General features: G+C 69.1%; 16 protein-coding genes. 7 read left to right on the forward strand and 9 right to left on the reverse strand.

Annotated features, from left to right (window positions below; genetic code table 11):
* Positions 1-62 precede the first annotated feature (62 nt).
* The 3 genes from V7067_RS08560 (at position 63) to V7067_RS08570 (ending at position 3,856) form a co-directional block, all read left to right on the forward strand.
* Positions 63-1,415 carry an ammonium transporter gene (locus V7067_RS08560; protein ID WP_334175474.1) on the forward strand — a complete coding sequence of 451 codons (1,353 nt, stop codon included), beginning with the start codon at positions 63-65 and terminating at the stop codon, positions 1,413-1,415.
* 225 nt (positions 1,416-1,640) lie between these two features.
* Positions 1,641-2,732, forward strand: coding sequence for an HlyD family secretion protein (locus tag V7067_RS08565; protein WP_334175475.1), 1,092 nt, complete (start codon positions 1,641-1,643; stop codon positions 2,730-2,732).
* Positions 2,729-3,856, forward strand: coding sequence for an FUSC family protein (locus V7067_RS08570; RefSeq protein ID WP_334175476.1), 1,128 nt, complete (start codon positions 2,729-2,731; stop codon positions 3,854-3,856). The genes V7067_RS08565 and V7067_RS08570 overlap by 4 nt, the downstream gene beginning before the upstream one ends.
* A 51-nt stretch (positions 3,857-3,907) precedes the next feature.
* Here V7067_RS08570 and V7067_RS08575 read toward each other — a convergent pair whose 3' ends face one another.
* Positions 3,908-4,786 (reverse strand): tellurite resistance TerB family protein, encoded by an 879-nt coding sequence (locus V7067_RS08575; protein ID WP_334175477.1) that lies wholly within the window; start codon positions 4,784-4,786, stop codon positions 3,908-3,910.
* Positions 4,787-4,963: 177 nt separating this feature from the next.
* Here V7067_RS08575 and ubiG point away from each other — a divergent pair, with 177 nt between their 5' ends.
* Positions 4,964-5,731: a bifunctional 2-polyprenyl-6-hydroxyphenol methylase/3-demethylubiquinol 3-O-methyltransferase UbiG gene (ubiG, locus tag V7067_RS08580; protein ID WP_334175478.1), complete on the forward strand. Its 768-nt coding sequence runs from the start codon at positions 4,964-4,966 to the stop codon at positions 5,729-5,731.
* Positions 5,732-5,740: 9 nt separating this feature from the next.
* Here ubiG and V7067_RS08585 read toward each other — a convergent pair whose 3' ends face one another.
* From V7067_RS08585 to V7067_RS08595, 3 genes are all read right to left on the reverse strand, one after another.
* Complete coding sequence (locus tag V7067_RS08585; protein WP_334175479.1) at positions 5,741-6,853, reverse strand: glycosyltransferase family 4 protein; 1,113 nt, start codon at positions 6,851-6,853, stop codon at positions 5,741-5,743.
* A 188-nt stretch (positions 6,854-7,041) separates the two neighbouring features.
* The gene (locus tag V7067_RS08590; protein ID WP_334175480.1) at positions 7,042-7,932 is read right to left on the reverse strand and encodes a cation diffusion facilitator family transporter; all 891 of its coding nucleotides are present in this window, start codon (positions 7,930-7,932) and stop codon (positions 7,042-7,044) included.
* Positions 7,933-8,524: 592 nt separating this feature from the next.
* Entirely contained in the window at positions 8,525-9,178 is a 654-nt protein-coding gene (locus tag V7067_RS08595; RefSeq protein ID WP_334175481.1) for a carbonic anhydrase, read from the reverse strand.
* 212 nt (positions 9,179-9,390) lie between these two features.
* On the opposite strand from V7067_RS08595, the gene V7067_RS08600 reads away from it, so the two are divergent.
* The 3 genes from V7067_RS08600 to V7067_RS08610 all read left to right on the forward strand — a co-directional run bounded on the left by V7067_RS08600 (position 9,391) and on the right by V7067_RS08610 (position 12,442).
* Complete coding sequence (locus V7067_RS08600; RefSeq protein WP_334175482.1) at positions 9,391-9,930, forward strand: TRAP transporter small permease subunit; 540 nt, start codon at positions 9,391-9,393, stop codon at positions 9,928-9,930.
* A 70-nt stretch (positions 9,931-10,000) separates the two neighbouring features.
* Positions 10,001-11,539 (forward strand): TRAP transporter large permease subunit, encoded by a 1,539-nt coding sequence (locus V7067_RS08605; RefSeq protein ID WP_334175483.1) that lies wholly within the window; start codon positions 10,001-10,003, stop codon positions 11,537-11,539.
* A 399-nt stretch (positions 11,540-11,938) separates the two neighbouring features.
* Positions 11,939-12,442 carry a hypothetical protein gene (locus tag V7067_RS08610; RefSeq protein ID WP_334175484.1) on the forward strand — a complete coding sequence of 168 codons (504 nt, stop codon included), beginning with the start codon at positions 11,939-11,941 and terminating at the stop codon, positions 12,440-12,442.
* 412 nt (positions 12,443-12,854) lie between these two features.
* Here V7067_RS08610 and V7067_RS08615 read toward each other — a convergent pair whose 3' ends face one another.
* The 5 genes from V7067_RS08615 to sdhC all read right to left on the reverse strand — a co-directional run bounded on the left by V7067_RS08615 (position 12,855) and on the right by sdhC (position 17,296).
* Positions 12,855-13,634, reverse strand: a complete 780-nt coding sequence (locus V7067_RS08615; protein WP_334175485.1) for a succinate dehydrogenase iron-sulfur subunit — start codon at positions 13,632-13,634, stop codon at positions 12,855-12,857.
* 128 nt (positions 13,635-13,762) lie between these two features.
* Positions 13,763-14,512, reverse strand: coding sequence for an FkbM family methyltransferase (locus V7067_RS08620; protein ID WP_334175486.1), 750 nt, complete (start codon positions 14,510-14,512; stop codon positions 13,763-13,765).
* A 131-nt stretch (positions 14,513-14,643) separates the two neighbouring features.
* The gene (sdhA, locus tag V7067_RS08625) at positions 14,644-16,485 is read right to left on the reverse strand and encodes a succinate dehydrogenase flavoprotein subunit (RefSeq protein ID WP_334175487.1); all 1,842 of its coding nucleotides are present in this window, start codon (positions 16,483-16,485) and stop codon (positions 14,644-14,646) included.
* Positions 16,486-16,489: 4 nt separating this feature from the next.
* The gene (gene sdhD / locus V7067_RS08630) at positions 16,490-16,864 is read right to left on the reverse strand and encodes a succinate dehydrogenase, hydrophobic membrane anchor protein (RefSeq protein ID WP_334175488.1); all 375 of its coding nucleotides are present in this window, start codon (positions 16,862-16,864) and stop codon (positions 16,490-16,492) included.
* A gap of 33 nt (positions 16,865-16,897) precedes the next feature.
* Positions 16,898-17,296, reverse strand: coding sequence for a succinate dehydrogenase, cytochrome b556 subunit (sdhC, locus tag V7067_RS08635; RefSeq protein WP_334175489.1), 399 nt, complete (start codon positions 17,294-17,296; stop codon positions 16,898-16,900).
* Positions 17,297-17,510: the final 214 nt, after the last annotated feature.

Below are 17,510 nucleotides of genomic sequence, written 5' to 3' on the forward strand. Positions count from 1 at the left end.
GACGCCGACGCGCTCTGAGGCGGGTGACGCGGTTCATCCCCGACCGAATTCCAAGGAGAGAGATGTCAATGACCTTTAAGGCCCTCACGCGCCCGCTTCTTCCGGCGGCAGCGCTCACCCTCCTCGCCTCGGGCATGGCCTTTGCCCAGGAAACCCAGGATGCCGCCGTTCCGGCCACTGCGCCCGTTGCGACCATCAACACCGGCGACACCGCGTGGATGATGACCTCGGCCGTGCTGGTGCTGCTGATGACGGTGCCGGGTCTGGCGCTGTTCTACGGCGGTCTGGTGCGCACCAAGAACATGCTCTCGGTGCTGATGCAGGTGCTGGCGATCACCGCGCTGATGGTCGTCGCCTGGTGCGTTTACGGTTACAGCCTCGCCTTCACCTCCGGCGGTTCGCTGCATGCCTTCATCGGCGGCTTCGACAAGCTGTTCCTCGCCGGCATCAAGCCGGATACGCTGAGCGGCACGATCCCCGAGTTCGTGTTCGTCTGCTTCCAGATGACCTTCGCCGCCATCACCCCGGCGCTGGCCGTCGGTGCCTTCGCCGAGCGCATGAAGTTCTCGGCCGTTCTGCTGTTCTCCATCCTGTGGCTGACGTTCGTCTACCTGCCGATCGCCCACATGGTGTGGGGCGGCGCCGGCGCGCTCATCTTCGACTGGGGCGCGCTTGACTTCGCCGGCGGCACCGTCGTTCACATCAACGCCGGTGTGGCGGGCCTGATCGGCGCCATCCTCGTCGGCAAGCGCATCGGCTACGGCAAGGAAGCCCTGCCGCCGCACTCCATGACCCTCACCATGGTCGGCGCCTCGCTGCTGTGGGTCGGCTGGTTCGGCTTCAACGCCGGTTCGGCTCTGGCTGCCAACGGCACCGCCGCGCTCGCCATGATCAACACCTTCGCCGCCACCGCCATGGCCATTCTGTCCTGGTCGGTCGTGGAAGCCATGTTCCACGGCAAGCCCTCGATGCTCGGCGCGGCCTCCGGCGCGGTTGCCGGCCTCGTGGCCGTCACCCCGGCCGCCGGCTTCATCGGCCCGATGGGCGCCCTCATCCTCGGCCTGATCGTTTCGCCGGTCTGCTTCTTCTTCGTCACCACGGTGAAGAACGGCCTCGGCTATGACGACAGCCTGGACGTGTTCGGCGTGCACGGCATCGGCGGCATCATCGGCGCCATCGCCACGGGCGTGCTCGTGTCGCCGGCTCTCGGCGGCGCCGGCGTGGCCGACTACGCGATGGGCCATCAGGTGTTCGTGCAGTTCAAGGCCGTGGTCGTCACCCTGCTGTGGACCGGTATCGGCTCGCTGATCATCTTCAAGGTCATCGACCTGATCGTCGGCCTGCGCGTGCCGGTGGAAGCCGAGCGCGAGGGTCTCGACATCACCTCCCACGGCGAATCGGCCTACCACTACTGAGGCTGATCCCGGTTTTCGTCCTGCCCGGAGCAATCCGGGCAGGGCAGAACCTGCCCGGCGGCCCGCGGAGCGATCCGCGGGCCGCTGTCGTTTTGCAGCCCCGGGGCACAGGGCGGGGGGACGGCTCCGCCCGCCCGCCATCGTCCCCCCGCCTTGCGCCCGCCACTGCGCGCGGGCACAAAAGAACGGTCGTCCCGGTCTGCCGTCCTTCAGGAACCTGCAGTCATGCTCGCCTTCCTCCGCGACCGCCTGTTCGGCCGTCACCCCGGCCTCACCGTCATCGCGGCTGTCGCGCTGCTGTTCCTGCTCTATCAGGCGGTTACCGCCTTTGTGGCCTACACCTGGGATGCGTTCGTGCTCTCCAACGTGGTGGCGGTTTCGCCCGAGGTGGAGGGCCGCATCGCGACCATCGCCGTCAACCGCAACCAGACCGTCCGGGCCGGCGACCTGCTGGCGGAGATCGATCCGCGCCCGTTCCGGATCGCCGTCGAAAAGGCCACCGCCGCGGTGGAGCTGGCGCAGGCCAATGCGCTCGATGCCGACGACGAGGTGCAGGTGGCGCGCGACCGGCTGCAGGGCGCCAGCGCCCGGCAGGCCGATACGAGGCTGCAGCAGCAGCGCATCGCCGCCATCGTCGGCAGCGGGTCGGTCTCGCAGCAGGATCTCGACAATGCCGACCGCAACCTCGATGTCGCCAACGCCGCAGTGGCCTCCGCCGGGGCGGCGGTTGCCGCCGCCGTGCGCACGGTCAGCGTGCGGCAGGCCGCGGTCAAGGTGGCGCAGGCCGAACTTGCGCTGGCGCAGTGGAACCTGTCGCGCACCCGGCTGGTCGCACCGGTCGACGGTGCGGTCTCGCCGTTCCTGATCCGCGCCGGCGATTACATCAAGGTGGGCGATCCGCTGCTGGCCATCGTCACCAACACCGGCTGGCGGGTGGTGGCGAACATGAAGGAGCAGTATGTCGCCACCATCCGTCCGGGCCAGACGGTCTATGTGCGGCTGGCCTCCGATCCGTGGACGATCCACACCGGCACGGTCCGCTCGGTGGCGCGCGGCGTGGAGCGGCCGGAAACGCAGTTCGGCGTACTGCCGTCGGTGTCCGTCGATCCCGACTGGGTGCGGCTGCAGCGCCGCTTCCCGGTGGAAATCTCGCTGGGCGACCTGCCGCAGCGGCGCCGGCTGTTCGACGGTGCCGACGCCAGCGTGCTGATGTTCATCGATCCCACCCAGAGCGCGGCCGGCGAAATCCGGCCGCAGACGCGGGAAGAGGCCGGCGGGCCTTCGCCGGCGAGCGCCGCTCCGGGGGGCACGCCGTGAACGACACACCGGCCGCAGCTCCGCCTGTCGCGGCGGCTCCGGCCGCCGCCCCGCCGGCTGTCGTCGCGGCGGCACGGCCGCTGCGGGCCTCGCCGGGTTATCAGGCGCTGGTGGCGGCCTGCGGCGTGTGGGCGGCGGTGATGGTGGCGCTGGCGCTGCATCTGGCAGACCCGTGGTGGGCGGGCATTTCGGCCTGGGTCATCGCGCAGGCCGGCAACGATCGCCATGCCCTGCTGGCCAAGGCCGGCATGCGCTTTCTGGGCACGATCTGCGGCTGTCTGGCGGGGTACTGGCTGGGGGCGCTTCTGGTCGGGCCGGGTCTTTTTCCGGTGGCCCTCGCGCTGTCGCTGGTGGCGTGGATCGGCGCCTGGCAGCGCTTCAGCAGCGCCTATGCCTATGCGTGGCTGGTGTTCAGCCTCACTGCCACCATGGCCGTGCTGGCGGCGGTCACGGAGCCGGCGTCTCTGGCCCCGTTCGTGCTCAATCGCTGGTTCGAGATCACCTCCGGCATCGTTACCTACAGCGTGGTGGCGATCATCCTCAATCCGGCGGCACAGCACGGCGGGCCCCTGCACGCGCCGGCGGCCGCTCCGGCGGGCCCGGCGGCGGGCAGCGCGGCGAGCGCGCAGTGGATGGCCGTGGAGCACACCGCCCTCATCGCGGCGCTGATTCCGCCGCTGCTGCTGGTGCTGTGGCTGGCGCTGGATCTGCCCAGCATCATGCAGGTGTTCATCAGCACGCTGGTGCTGGTCGACCGCGACATCGGGCAGATGCGGACGCGCTCCCGCCAGCGCCTGATCGGCTGCCTCGTGGGCGGCGCCGGCGGCATTCTGCTGGCCATCGTGCTGCCGGATTCGCTGTTCCTGTGGTCGCTGTCGCTGTTTACCGGGCTGTTCCTGCTTGCCTTCGTGCATCAGGGCAACCCGAAGACCGCCTATTACGGCACGCAGGGCGGCCTTGCCTTCCTGATGGGGTTGGTGACCGGCGCCGGGCCGCCGGCCAGTATTCTGCCGGTGGTGGAACGGGTGGTCGGCATCACCATCGGCGTCGCCGTTCTGGTGCTGGTGGCCGCGCTGATCCGCCCGCACATGGCGCGCCGCCTCCGGGCCGCCGCGCCGGCCTGATCCCGCAACCCGGCCGGCGCGTTTCGGGCGATTGCAGTCAGCCGCCGGCCGTCACGCGCTGGCGACAGCCGCCTCAAGCGCGCTGCGCAGGCCGGGGTCCAGCCGCAGGCGTGCGGCCAGCAGCGTCAGATAGGCCGTTCCCACCGCATCGGGCGGGCTGCCCAGTGCCAGCAGCGAGGCGGCATAGATCTCTGCGGCGAGTTCCGGCGTGGTCGCCCGCTTCACCACGCCGTCGATATCCAGAGGCCGGGCCAGTTCGGCATCGAGAAAAGCGCGCACGTCGCTGCCCACGCCGAGCCGTTCGAGCTGCGCGAGGATGCGGCCGCGCTCGTGCTCGTCGATGGTGCCGTCGGCCTTGGCGGCCACGATCATGGCGTGCACCAGCGTTTCGGCCAGCGCGGCCGGTCCGCCGGGCGTGACATCGGGGTGGAAAGGCGAGCCGGGCGGCGGCAGCTGCGGCGGCGCGGCGGCGGGGGCGGCCTCGCCGCTCTTGCCGGCCTGCCAGTTGCGATAGGCGGTGTAGGCAATGGCGCCGACCGCGGCGAGGCCGCCATAGGTCAGCACCTTGCCGCTCATCTTGCGGATCGACTTGTTGCCGAGCAAGATCGAGACCAGCCCGCCGGCAAGGGCGCCGCCGGCCAGCCCGCCGAACTGCGCCCCCAGCTTGCCGCCCAGCTCGGTGCCGAATTTGCCGCCGATGGCATTGCCGATGGTGGCGGACAGGTCGTCGCCGGCCGCAGCGCCACCCGGGGCCGCGGGGGCGGCCGGCGCCGGGGCGCCCGCGGCGGGCCGGTTTTCGGCCGGGCTGCTGCCGCTCAGGGCCTCAAGTCCCTGCTGCAGCACCTTGCCAAGGTCGAGGCCGCCGGCGGCGGCGCCCTTTTCGCCACCGGCGCCGAGAAGCTGGTCGAGCAGCTTGCGGGGATCGATCATGGCGGGTCTCCTCGTCCTGCGTGCCGGTCGCACGGCTTCTGTGTGTCGCAGAAGGGTTGCGGCGGCGCCGGCCGCTGTCAAGGCGCGGGCTGCGGGCGAAAAAGCGCGCCGCCGCGCGATTCTTTTCCCGTCCGTTTTGCTCTAATGTGCGCGGCGAACTGCCAGGGAGTCCGGTCGATGAGCGAAGCTGAACCGAATGCGCCGAGCGTGAAGCCCGAAGAGGTGGCTCACTTCTCGGCCATTGCCGAGGAGTGGTGGGACACGACCGGCAAGTTCGCCCCGCTCCATCGCTTCAACCCGGTGCGCATCGACTATGTGAAGGCCACCATCTGCCGCCACTTCGGCCGCGATGCTGCCGATACCGCGGCGCTCGGCGGCCTGTCGCTGGTGGATATCGGTTGCGGCGGCGGGCTGCTTTCAGAGCCGCTCGCCCGTCTCGGCGCGGCGGTGACGGGGGTCGATCCCTCGCCCACCAACATCGCGGTCGCCGGGCTTCATGCCGAGCGCGCCGGCGTCGGCGTGGATTACCGCGCCACCACCGCCGAGGCGCTGGCGGCCTCCGGCGCGCGTTTCGACGTGGTGCTGGCCATGGAGGTGATCGAGCACGTCAACGACGTGCCGGCCTTTCTGGCCACCTGCGCCTCGATGGTGCGGCCGGGCGGGCTGATGTTCGCCGCCACGCTCAACCGCACCGCCAAGGCGTTCGCGCTGGCGATCGTGGGGGCGGAATATGTGCTGGGCTGGCTGCCGCGCGGTACCCACACCTGGAGCCAGTTCGTGAAGCCGGCCGAGCTGGAAGCCGCCATCACCGCTGCCGGGCTGACGATCGCCGGGCGCACCGGCGTCACCTACGATCCCTTTACCGGGGCGTGGAACCTGCACCCGCGCGATCTCGACGTGAACTACATGCTCTATGCCACGCGGCCGCCGGCGATCGCCGGCTGATTTGCGGGCTCAGGCGTCGCCCATCTCGTCGATGAGCAGGCGCAGCCGCTCCAGCGCGTCGGCATTGAGCCGGCGCAGGTGCGCCAGCGCCGCCGCGGCGCTGCGGTCGCGGGCCTCCATGGTGACCGGCAGGGTGGCGAGATAGCGCTCCGCGTCGTCGTCGAAGCGATGGTCGGGAAAAATGGCCCCCGGCGCCTCGCCGTGGTCGCAGCCGATGCAGCCGCGGTCGATGGCCACAATGGCCGCCCCGCGGGCCAGCGCCTCCAGCAGCACCAGCGGCTGGGCCTCGTTGGCGGAGGTGGAGGGCAGCACGAACACGTCGATGGCGTCGTAGAAGGCGCGCTTGGCGGCGCCCTTCAGCGGTCCGCCCCAGCGGAAACTGCCGGGAAACTCCAGCGCCGCCGCCTCCAGCGCCTGCCGGGTGGCGGCATCGCCCACCGGCCCGGCGACGCGGGCGATCACATCGACGCCGCGCAGGCGCAGCCGCCGGAACAGTGCGACGAAGCGCACCGTGCCCTTCGCGACCGACAGGTTGGCGAGGTGGCCGATCACCAGCGGGCCGGCGGGCCGGGTGGCGCCGGCGGCCGCCGGCACCATGAAGGCGTTGGGCAGCAGCACCGGCGCCGCCTTGCGCCACCGCCACACCCAGCCATAGCGCACGCCGAGTTCCGCCCCCATGCCGGCGCACAGCACAATGTGGCGCGTGCGCCGCGGCGACAGCGCGACAAGGGCCGCCATGCCGGCCTGCCAGCGGCTGATATAGGAAAAATTGTGGTGGTGCAGCCAGACGCGGTAGCCCAGCAGCCGCGCCGCCGCCGCCACCAGCACGTTGAGGCCGACGGCCAGCCCGATATCGCACGGCATGTAGAGCGTATCGGCCCCGCGCCGGCGCAGCACGCCGAGCCGCCAGCAGGCACGCAGCGCACGGCCGAGGCGGCGGAGCCGGGCATTGCGGCCGCCGGCATCGTCCGGCGGGCCGATGTTGATCGCTTCCGTCAGCAGCCCGGCCTCCGCCAGCACGGCCACCATGACCTCGCTGACGCGGGCCGTTCCGTCGAGCGGCGGGGGCAGGCGGCCGACCGCCACAACCCGCTGGCGGCGCCGCGGCGCGGCTTCCGTCATCGGCCTGCTCCGCGCGGCACCGCGCCGGGGCGGGAGCACCCGTTTTCGTCCGTCCGTCCCGCCGGTCTGCAAGCCGCCATGTTTCCTGCCGTCATCGTGCCGTTGCCGGGCCCTGTGCTGTCGGGGGCCGTCACAGGCCGGGCGGACTGCCCGTCATGCTGCCCGTCATGGCACCCGTCATGGCGCTGTCATAGCACGGGTACGCCGCCGCTGTGCTTGGCCTTTTCTTCCGGCTCGACATGGATCGCCACCCGGGCGCCGTCGATGGCATCTTCGAGAGCATCCTCGATCCGGTCGCAGATGACATGGGCATCCGAGACCGTCATCGAGCCGGGCACCACGAGGTGGAAATCGATGAAGGTGACGCGGCCGGCGTGGCGCGAGCGCACGTCGTGAGCCTCGATGGCGCCGGAGGCGTTGACGGAGATGATCTCGCGGATCATCGCCATCGTCTCCGGCGAGGCGCCCTCGTCCATCAGGCCGGCGATGGATTCGCGCATCAGCTTCCATCCCGCCCACAGGATGTTGACGGCGACGAGCGAGGCAATGGCCGGATCGAGCCACAGCACGCCGGTCAGCGCCACCAGACTGACGCCGATGAGGACGCCGACCGAGGACAGCACGTCGGTCAGCAGATGGCGGCCGTCGGCGACGAGGGCGGGCGAGCGCCAGCGCCGGCCGAAGCGGATGAGCGCCCAGCACCATGCCCCGTTCAGAACGCTGGCAAGCGCGTTGACCGCCAGACCCTGCGCCGGGGCATCCAGCGGACGGGGATTGATGAAGCCGTAGTAGCTCTCGCGCAGGATCATCAGCGCCGCCACCACGATGAGCACGCCGACCAGCACCGACGACAGATATTCCACCTTGGTGTGGCCGTAGGGGTGGTTGGTGTCCGGCGGCATCGCGCTGAGGCGCACCGCGAGGAAGGCCGTGATGGCGGTGGCCACATTGACGATGCTCTCCAGCGCGTCGGAATAGAGCGCCACGGAGCCGGTCAGGACGAAGGCCAGATATTTGAGGCCCAGCACCGTCACACCAATGACGATGGAGCCAAGAGCCAGAGACAGGGTGCGATCCAAAGCAGGCTGATCCTGCGGGCGTGCCAACCGGGCGAACGGATTGCATCCGGCCCGCCGGATGCGTTCGCCACGGTCTTGCCGGGCCGACTTGCTCGGCCGATCGCGCCACGCAACCACGTGCGAGCCTGTTGACGCGATCCCGACGGCTGCGCCCTCCACCGCGGCCGGCAGCGTGCTGCTGCGGCGGAGGCGGGCGGATGACCGTCGGTGGCTACTCCCCGATAGGGGGCTGGTAGAGCTTCGGGCCGCCGGAGTCAACCGGTCCCTTTGTCCCGTCTGGCAATAGGCCGGGCAGGGCGGCGCGGCACTTCAGTGCAGGTTGTCGCGAATTGTAAGCAGTCCGTCTCCCGATCATCCTTCGCAGGCAAAAGAGACAGCAAAACCCGGCGATCGCGCGCGCGAGATATTATCCTGAGCCGGCATCTGCCTTCACCGTTGCAGACCGGTTTCCGGACCGGGCGGATTTTGCTTTGCGAGGGACCGGAAACGGGGGATGAAACCGTGACCGGGATGGCGGCAGCGGGCGTGACTTCGCCGCATTGTGTGCCTGGTGCACAGGCCCGGCGCGTCTGGCGCGCCGGGCCGGCGGCGTTCAGGCGGCTTTCGCCGGAGCGACGGGGAGGAAGCGGCCGCTGGCGGGATCGAGGGCCGTCAGCTCGCCGGAGCTGATGTCGAACCAGGCTCCGTGGAGCTGCAGGCGGCCGGCGGCCTCGCGCTCCGCCACCCACGGGAAGGTGCGCAGGTTGGCGAGCGACTGGATGACGTTGGCCCGCTCCAGCGCCGTCAGCGGATCGAGGGCCGGATCGGGGTTGTCGCAGGCCAGGCGCTGACGGGCCGGCTCGATCAGCGTGATCCAGTGGCCGATGAAGTCGCCGGGCGTGGGCGGATTGGTGCCGGAGGCCATGAACGCCTTGACGCCGCCGCAGCGGCCGTGGCCGAGCACCACCAGATGCGGCACTTCCAGCGCCGTCACGGCGAATTCCAGCGCTGCCGAGGTGCCGTGGTGCAGGGTGTCCGGGGCATAGGGCGGCACGAGGTTGGCCACGTTGCGGTGCACGAACAGCTCGCCCGGGCCGACATCGAAAATGGTTTCGGGCGCGCAGCGCGAGTCGCAGCAGCTGACGACCATGATCTCGGGCGTCTGGCCGGCTTCCGCCAGATGACGGTATCGCTCGCGCTCGACGGCGAGGCGACCCTCTTTGAAGGCGGCATATCCCTCGACCAGACGCGCAGGCAGATTGGACATTGGACACTCATTCTCAGGGAGAGCGGCGAGCGGAGCCGCCTGCTCTGGGTTGCGGCTTTGCCGACGGGGTGCAGGCACGGCAGGGGCGGTCTGCTCTACGACTAAAGGTGAAAGAAGTGCAGCATCGCCGCCACAAAGTGGGTATGGTAAGAGCCATAACAAGACAACGTCGGACAACCGGCGCTCAATAAGACCTCGGGAGGAACACTGTCATGAACGCGCTGCTTATGGTCAGCCGCGCGATCGATGCCGTCAATACGGTGATTGGTCGCGTTGTTGCATGGCTGATTCTCGTTGCCGTCATTGTAAGCACGGCGAATGCGATCATCCGAAAGGCTTTCAACGTCTCGTCGAACGCCTGGCTGGAGCTGCAATGGTACCTGTTCGGGGCCGTTTTCATGCTCTGCGCGGCCTACACGCTGATGCGCAACGAGCATATCCGCATCGATATCGTGGTTTCGAACTTTTCCAAGCGCACCCGTGACTGGATCGACGTCTTCGGCCACATTTTCTTTCTGCTGCCGTTCTGCGCGCTGATGATTATCGATACGATACCGTTCGTGATCAGTTCTTACCGGCTTCAGGAGGCCTCGCAGAACGCCGGCGGCCTCATCCTGTGGCCGGCCAAGGCGCTGGTGCTGGCGGGCTTCACCCTGCTGTTCATGCAGGGCGTCTCCGAGCTCATCAAGCGCCTCGCGGTCATCATGGACCTCATCCCGGAGCCCTATCAGCACAGGGAAGGCCCGCACTGAGCCGGCGTTCTGCGCCGGCGGTGCTGCGTTTCCACGCTCCTTCTCCCTCTCGAACGCCCGGATGGTCCCCATGACCGCGTTTCTGATCGAGAACATGGCTCCGATCATGTTCGCGAGCCTCGTCGTCTTCCTTCTGCTCGGATACCCGGTGGCCTTTGCGCTGGCTGCCAACGGCCTGATGTTTGCCGTGCTCGGCATGGAACTCGGCCTGTTTCAGGAGAATTTCCTGCAGGCCATGCCCGAGCGCGTATTCGGCGTGATGAACAACGATACGCTGCTCGCCATTCCCTTCTTCACCTTCATGGGCCTGATTCTGGAAAGATCGGGCATGGCCGAGGATCTGCTTGATACCATCGGCCAGCTGTTCGGGCCCATCCGCGGCGGGCTCGCCTATGCCGTCATCTTCGTCGGTGCGCTGCTGGCGGCCACCACCGGTGTGGTGGCGGCCTCGGTCATCTCCATGGGCCTCATCTCGCTGCCGATCATGCTGCGCTACGGCTATGACCGGCGGGTGGCGAGCGGCGTGATCGCGGCCTCGGGCACGCTGGCGCAGATCATTCCGCCGAGCCTGGTGCTGATCGTCATGGCCGACCAGCTCGGCCGCTCGGTCGGCGACATGTATGCCGGCGCCTTCCTGCCCGGCATCATTCTGGCCGGTCTCTATGCCGGCTATGTGTTCGTGCTGTCGGTGTTCTTCCCCAAGGCCGTGCCGGCGCTGCCCAGATCGGCCCGCTCGATCACGGGCTTCCGGCTGGTGGCCCGTTCGGTGGTGGTGCTGGTGCCGCCGCTGTTCCTGATCTTCCTCGTGCTCGGCACCATCTTCCTCGGCATCGCCACGCCGACCGAGGGCGGCGCCATGGGGGCCAGCGGCGCCATTCTGCTGGCGCTGGCCAAGGGGCGTCTGAACTGGACGCTGATGCGGCAGGCGATCGATTCCACGGCCAAGCTGTCGTCGTTCGTGCTGTTCATCCTCATCGGCGCGCGCGTGTTCTCGCTCACGTTCTATGGCGTCGACGGCCACAAGTGGGTGGAGCACCTGCTGGTCGGGCTGCCGGGCGGGGCCATCGGCTTCCTCATCGTCGTCAACCTGCTGGTGTTCTTCCTCGCCTTCTTCCTCGATTTCTTCGAGCTGGCGTTCATCATCATCCCGCTGCTGGGGCCGGCGGCGAGCGCGCTCGGCATCGACCTCATCTGGTTCGGGGTGATGCTGGCGGTGAATATGCAGACCTCGTTCATGCATCCGCCGTTCGGCTTCTCGCTGTTCTTCCTGCGCTCGGTCGCGCCGACCCGGGCCTACAAGGACCGCGTGACGGGGAAAATGACCGATCCGGTGACGACCGGGCAGATCTACTGGGGCTCGGTGCCGTTCGTGGTCATCCAGCTGATCATGGTGTCGCTGGTCGTCGCCTTCCCGTGGATCGTGACGCACTATCAGAGCGGTCACGGCCCGGTGGATATTTCGACGATCGAGATCGCGCCGCCGCCAGCGGTGGACTTTGGCGGCGCACCGGCCGGCGGGGGCTTCAGCACCGGGGCGCCGCCTGCGTTCGACAGCGGCGCGCCGCCTGCGCCCCCCGCGTTCGATCCGGGTGCGGCACCGAAGCCCTGAGCGACACCAGGACTTGACAGCGGGAGGGGGAAACCCCTCCCGTTTCTGCATCCGGACCCTCGCCTGCGGGCGCCGGCCGGGCGTGATGAGGGCGTGGCGATGGCCGGGGCAGACAAGACCGCGACGGGCAGAACAACATCGGGCAGAACAACGGCCGGCATGACATCAGCCGGCATGACATCGGCCGGCAGGGCGACAGCGGGCCGGAGCGCCCCGGACAGGACGGCCGGGGACAGCAGGGCCATCGCAGGCCGGGCCGCGTCGGACAAGACGGCGGCGGCCAAGACAGCCGGGGCCACGGCAGCGGCGTTCAAGACAACCGGGACCACGGCAGCCGGCGTCACGACGGCCCCCGACTGGCCGGCGGCGGGCGCAGCCAAGGCGGGCCGGCGAGACGCGGTGCCGCCGGTCGCGGAGACGGGGCTGCCGGCGCCGGCCGGCCCGGCGCGGCGCCGGGCTGCGGCCGTCGTCCGGGCCGCCGTCGCGATATCGTGGGCCATCGGTCTTGCGGGGCTGCCGGCGGCGGCCGCGCCCGCCGGCCTTGCGACGGGTATTTCCGGGGCGCGCCTTCCGCTGCTGCCGGCCCAGTCGGGCTACAGCCCGCCGCCGGCGATCTATACGCCCTATGTGCCGCCGCGCGCCGGCATCGGGCTGCCGCCGTCGCCCGGTTATGGCGCGCGCAATCCGCCGGCCACCAGCGGCGCCCCGAAGCCGCCGCAGCCGGGCACGCCGGGTTGGGAGATACCCGCGCCGGACGGCAGTCTCTCCGTGGTGCTGCCGCCGGTACGCCCGCCGTGCGTCGTCTCGCCGACCATTCCCGGCGGCTGCCCCGGCTCGCCGCAGCCGGTGGCGCGCAAGCCGGCCGTCGAGCCCAAGCCGCCGGCAGCCACGCCGGCGCAGTAGCCGGGCAACCCCGCCGGCGGCCACGCCGGCGCAGTAGCCGGGCAACCCCGCCGGCAGCCGTGCCGGCGCAGTCGCGGGGCAAACTTCCCGGCTGCCATGCCGGCGCAGTAGCCTGCCAAAGCCGCCGGCCGCCGTCGGTGTCATCGACGGCGGTGGCCGGGAAAATCGGTGCAACCGGCGCCTGTCGCCGGCAAGGCGCCGCCGGGCCGCCGGCCGGCCCGGCACGCTGCGCCCCGGCTGGCTTCTCCGGCTCAGTCCCGACGGGGGGCAGCGGGCGCGCGGGCCCGCACAAGGCCCGGGGGCTCCGATGTGCAGAGGGATGGCGCGCAGCGGGATGGTGAACGTCGGACGGCAGGTACAAAAAAGCCCCGCGCAAGGCGGGGCTTTCTGTTGTCGGCGGGTGAGCGGCGGTTCAGACGCGGCGCTCGACCATCATGCGCTTGACTTCGGCAATGGCCTTGGCCGGGTTCAGACCCTTCGGGCAGGCCTTCGAGCAGTTCAGGATGGTGTGGCAGCGATAGAGACGGAACGGATCTTCCAGATCGTCGAGACGCTTGCCGGTGGCCTCGTCGCGGCTGTCGATCAGCCAGCGATAGGCCTGCAGCAGGATCGACGGGCCGAGATAGCGTTCGCCGTTCCACCAGTAGCTCGGGCACGAGGTGGAGCAGCAGGCGCACAGGATGCACTCATAGAGGCCGTCGAGCTTGCTGCGGTCCTCGTGGCTCTGCAGCCACTCCTTCTCGGGCGTGGCCGACACGGTCTGCAGCCACGGCTCGATGGAGCGGTGCTGGGCATAGAACAGCGTCATGTCGGGCACGAGGTCCTTCACCACCGGCATATGCGGCAGCGGGTAGACCTTCACGGTGCCGGAGATGTCGTGCATGCCCTTGGTGCAGGCCAGCGTGTTCGTGCCGTCGATGTTCATGGCGCACGAGCCGCAGATCGCCTCGCGGCAGGAGCGGCGCAGCGTCAGGGTCGAGTCGACCTTGTTCTTGATCCACAGCAGGGCGTCGAGAACCATCGGGCCGCAATCGTCGGTGTCGACGAAGAACGTGTCCACCTGCGGATTTTTGCCGTCATCCGGGCTCCAACGATAGATCCGGAACTCCTTCAGGTTGGTCGCGCCAGCCGGCTTCGGCCACACCTTACCCTCGGAGATCGTCGAATTCTTGGGAAGCGTGAGCTGGACCATGGTCTCGTCCCCGAAAGGCCCGCGTTGCGGGTCGCTTGTTCTTCAGCCCGCAACGCGGGCGGGCGGCTTGCACTGTCTTGCGCCGGGGCCGGAACGGTCCGGGCGGTTGCTCTCGATCACCGGTCCGGTCAGCCCTGAGGCGTGCGGACCATCAACACATTCTCGTCCGTGCGGGCCCCGATGCGATATCCGGCGCGCTCGAGCATCGCCACCGCATCCGCCCGCCAGCTTTCCTTCATCGCCACCTCCAGCACCACGGCACCGGGCAGGCTGGCGGCCGGAAAGGTGGCCAGCATGTCTGCCACCACCTCGTCCTCGCGGCCCTCGATGTCGATCTTCACGACATCCGGCCGGACGGGCGGCGCCCCGGTTGCCAGGGACAGGGCCTGTGCCAGCCGCACGCGGGCGACTGTCATCACCGGCCCGGACCCCGCTGGCGGCGGTCCTTCCAGCAGACGGGCCGACCCGGCGTTGCCGGGCGAAAGCAGGCAAAGCTGCCCGGTCCCGTCCTCAGCGCCGACCGCCGCTGCAACCACCCGGACCCGGTCCCTCGGAATGCGGTTCAGGGCCAGATTGGCCGACAGCCGCGCCCGCATCAGCGGGCTGGGCTCGAAGGCAATCACCCTGACATCCATCTTCGGGCGGCTCGCCGCCCAGATGGTGTGCACACCGACATTGGCGCCGATATCCACCAGCACGCCGCCGTGCGGCAGGTGTGCGGTAATCCAGCGCCGTTCTTCCGGCTCGGGCAGCCGCCCCTTGGCGACCAGCTCGAAATCGTCCCGGTTCTCCGCCGGATAACAGCGGAAGGTCAGCCCTTCCGCCGTCGCATCGGCAAACCGGCCCCGGCTGAACCGGGCAAGACCGCGGCGGAACATCCGCCGCAATCCTTCAGGTACGGCTCCCCGGCGCGACAGCCCCGCCAGAACGCGGTCGAGCGCCCTGAGAGGCCGGGACCCGGCCGGCCCCGCGGGGCTGTCCGGGTCAGAGGCCGGCAACCGCACTGCGATCAGTACACGCGCTTCTGCGGCGCGATGTACTCGATGTCGTTCGACATCGTGTAGGAGTGCACCGGCCGGTAATCGAGCGCGACGGTCTTGGCGTCGTTATCGGCCCAGGCCAGCGTGTGCTTCATCCAGTCGGTGTCGTTGCGATCCGGGTAATCCTCGCGGGCATGGGCGCCGCGGCTTTCGGTGCGGTTGCGCGCCGAATCCATGGTCACGACGGCCTGCAGGATCAGGTTCTCGTATTCGAGCGACTCGATCAGATCCGAGTTCCACACCAGCGACCGGTCGGTGACGCGGATGTCCTTGGAGTCGGCCCACACTTCGTGGATGAGCTTGTGGCCCTCTTCCAGCACGTCGCCGGTGCGGAACACCGCGCAGTTGGTCTGCATGGTCTTCTGCATGCGGGCGCGCAGGTCCGCGGTCGGCACCGCGCCGGTGGCGTAGCGCAGCCGGTCGAGGCGCTCGACGGCGGCATGGCCGGCATCGCGCGGCAGGTCGGCGTGCTTGACGCCCTTTTCCAGCACATCGGCGCAGCGCAGGCCGGCGGCACGGCCGAACACCACGAGGTCGATGAGCGAGTTGGAGCCCAGACGGTTGGCACCGTGCACCGACACGCAGGCCGCCTCGCCCAGCGCCATCAGGCCCGGAACCACCGCATCGGGATCGCCGCCGACCTTGGTCAGCACTTCGCCGTGATAGTTCGTCGGGATGCCGCCCATGTTGTAGTGGACGGTCGGCAGCACCGGGATCGGCGCCTTGGTGACATCGACGCCGGCGAAGATCTTCGCCGATTCGGAGATGCCCGGCAGGCGCTCGTGCAGGATCGCCGGGTCGAGGTGGTCAAGATGAAGGAAGATGTGATCCTTGTTCTTGCCCACGCCGCGGCCTTCGCGGATCTCGATGGTCATCGCGCGCGAGACGACGTCGCGCGAGGCCAGATCCTTGGCCGAGGGCGCATAGCGCTCCATGAAGCGCTCGCCCGACGCGTTGACGAGATAGCCGCCTTCGCCGCGCGCACCCTCGGTGATGAGGCAGCCCGAACCGTAGATGCCGGTCGGGTGGAACTGCACGAACTCCATGTCCTGCAGCGCCAGACCGGCGCGCAGCACCATGGCGTTGCCGTCGCCGGTGCAGGTGTGGGCGGAGGTGGCGGAGAAATAGGCGCGACCGTAGCCGCCGGTCGCCAGAATGGTACGGTGGGCGCGGAAGCGATGCAGCGTGCCGTCATCAAGGCACAGCGCAACCACGCCGCGGCAGACGCCATCTTCCATGATCAGGTCGATGGCGAAATACTCGATGAAGAACTCCGCCGAATGGCGCAGCGCCTGACCGTACAGGGTGTGCAGAATGGCGTGGCCGGTGCGGTCGGCGGCGGCGCAGGTGCGCTGGGCGCGGCCCTTGCCGAAATGGGTGGTCATGCCGCCGAACGGGCGCTGGTAGATCTTGCCTTCCTCGGTGCGCGAGAACGGCACGCCCCAGTGCTCCAGCTCGTAGACGGCAGCCGGCGCATTGCGCACGAGATATTCGATGGCGTCCTGATCGCCCAGCCAGTCCGACCCCTTGACGGTGTCGTACATGTGCCAGCGCCAGTCGTCCGGCCCCATGTTGCCGAGCGAGGCGGAAATGCCGCCCTGCGCCGCGACGGTGTGGGAGCGGGTGGGGAACACCTTGGTGATACAGGCCGTCTTGAGGCCCGCCTCGGCGCAGCCCACCACGGCGCGCAGGCCCGCGCCGCCGGCACCCACCACGACCACATCGACGGTATGGTCGATGAAGGGGTAGGCACGGCCGTTGATGCTCGGCGTGGGAGCCGGGCCGGCGTTGGATCCGTTCAACTCGGCCATGGTATCAAACTCCGAAGCTGATCTTGAGCACCGCCCAGACCGAGGCGAGCCCGATCACTGCGGAGAAGAACACGTTACCGATGAGCGACAGCCACTTCAGGACCTCGCCCTGAACGTAGTCCTCGATGATGACCTGCATGCCGAGCTTCATGTGGTAGACGCCCACGAGAATGTAGAGCAGCAGCAGGACGGCGGCGAACGGGTTGCCGATGATCGCCTTGGCCGAGGCATAGTCGGCGCCCTGCAGGCAGATCACCAGCAGAACGAAGACCACCGTGAGCGGGATCAGGACCAGCGCGGTCAGGCGCTGGCGCCAGAAATGCTCGGTGCCTTCCTTGGCAGAGCCGAGCCCGCTGATGGTGCTCAGCGGCGTACGCATGTCTTTGCCCATAACGTTTCCCCTGTGCGCCGCTCAGGCCACGACGAAGCCGATGATCCACAGCAGGATCGTCAGCACGATCGAGGCAATGAGGTGGATGCGGACGAACGTCTCGCGCTCCGCAGGCTCGAAGCCCTTGCCCAGATCGAAGATGAAATGGCGGATGCCGCCGAACATGTGATGGATCAGCGCCCAGGTGTAGCCGAACAGGATCAGGCGGCCGATGATCGAGCCGTAGATCGCGTTGACCACGTCGAAGGCACCCGGCCCGGAGGCGGCCGCGATCAGCCAGATCGCCAGCAGGATGGTGCCGAAATAAAGCGCGCCGCCGGTGATGCGATGGACGATCGACATCGCCATCGTCAACGTCAGGCGGTAGATCTGCAAATGCGGCGACAGCGGACGATTTGACTTGAGGTCGGCGTTCGACATCGTTCCCTCTCCGCTCGGTCCTGTGAGTGCGACCGGCCCTCGTCGGCCCCCGGGGGCTCTCGACCCGGCCCGGTTGGCAGAAGCCCGAGCCCGTTTCTTCGGCACCCCGCCGGCTGGCGTTGCCCGGTCGGCGCCATGGTGCGTGTCTCCGCCACCGGCGCGTGTCGACTGGAAGCCTTCTAACCCGTCATCGGCCGGTCGTCAAAGTGACGTA

The organism is Pseudoxanthobacter sp., from assembly GCF_036822375.1.
GTDB lineage: Bacteria > Pseudomonadota > Alphaproteobacteria > Rhizobiales > Segnochrobactraceae > Pseudoxanthobacter.

What these genes read in the sequence shown, in the direction of transcription:
- V7067_RS08565 (WP_334175475.1), top strand. Translation starts at nt 1,641, where the DNA reads ATGCTCGCCTTCCTCCGCGACCGCCTGTTCGGCCGTCACCCCGGCCTC.
- V7067_RS08615 (WP_334175485.1), bottom strand. Translation starts at nt 13,634, where the DNA reads ATGGTCCAGCTCACGCTTCCCAAGAATTCGACGATCTCCGAGGGTAAG.
- V7067_RS08560 (WP_334175474.1), top strand. Translation starts at nt 63, where the DNA reads ATGTCAATGACCTTTAAGGCCCTCACGCGCCCGCTTCTTCCGGCGGCA.
- V7067_RS08605 (WP_334175483.1), top strand. Translation starts at nt 10,001, where the DNA reads ATGACCGCGTTTCTGATCGAGAACATGGCTCCGATCATGTTCGCGAGC.
- V7067_RS08595 (WP_334175481.1), bottom strand. Translation starts at nt 9,178, where the DNA reads ATGTCCAATCTGCCTGCGCGTCTGGTCGAGGGATATGCCGCCTTCAAA.
- V7067_RS08585 (WP_334175479.1), bottom strand. Translation starts at nt 6,853, where the DNA reads ATGACGGAAGCCGCGCCGCGGCGCCGCCAGCGGGTTGTGGCGGTCGGC.
- V7067_RS08575 (WP_334175477.1), bottom strand. Translation starts at nt 4,786, where the DNA reads ATGATCGATCCCCGCAAGCTGCTCGACCAGCTTCTCGGCGCCGGTGGC.
- V7067_RS08620 (WP_334175486.1), bottom strand. Translation starts at nt 14,512, where the DNA reads ATGTTCCGCCGCGGTCTTGCCCGGTTCAGCCGGGGCCGGTTTGCCGAT.
- sdhC (WP_334175489.1), bottom strand. Translation starts at nt 17,296, where the DNA reads ATGTCGAACGCCGACCTCAAGTCAAATCGTCCGCTGTCGCCGCATTTG.
- sdhA (WP_334175487.1), bottom strand. Translation starts at nt 16,485, where the DNA reads ATGGCCGAGTTGAACGGATCCAACGCCGGCCCGGCTCCCACGCCGAGC.
- ubiG (WP_334175478.1), top strand. Translation starts at nt 4,964, where the DNA reads ATGAGCGAAGCTGAACCGAATGCGCCGAGCGTGAAGCCCGAAGAGGTG.
- V7067_RS08600 (WP_334175482.1), top strand. Translation starts at nt 9,391, where the DNA reads ATGAACGCGCTGCTTATGGTCAGCCGCGCGATCGATGCCGTCAATACG.
- sdhD (WP_334175488.1), bottom strand. Translation starts at nt 16,864, where the DNA reads ATGCGTACGCCGCTGAGCACCATCAGCGGGCTCGGCTCTGCCAAGGAA.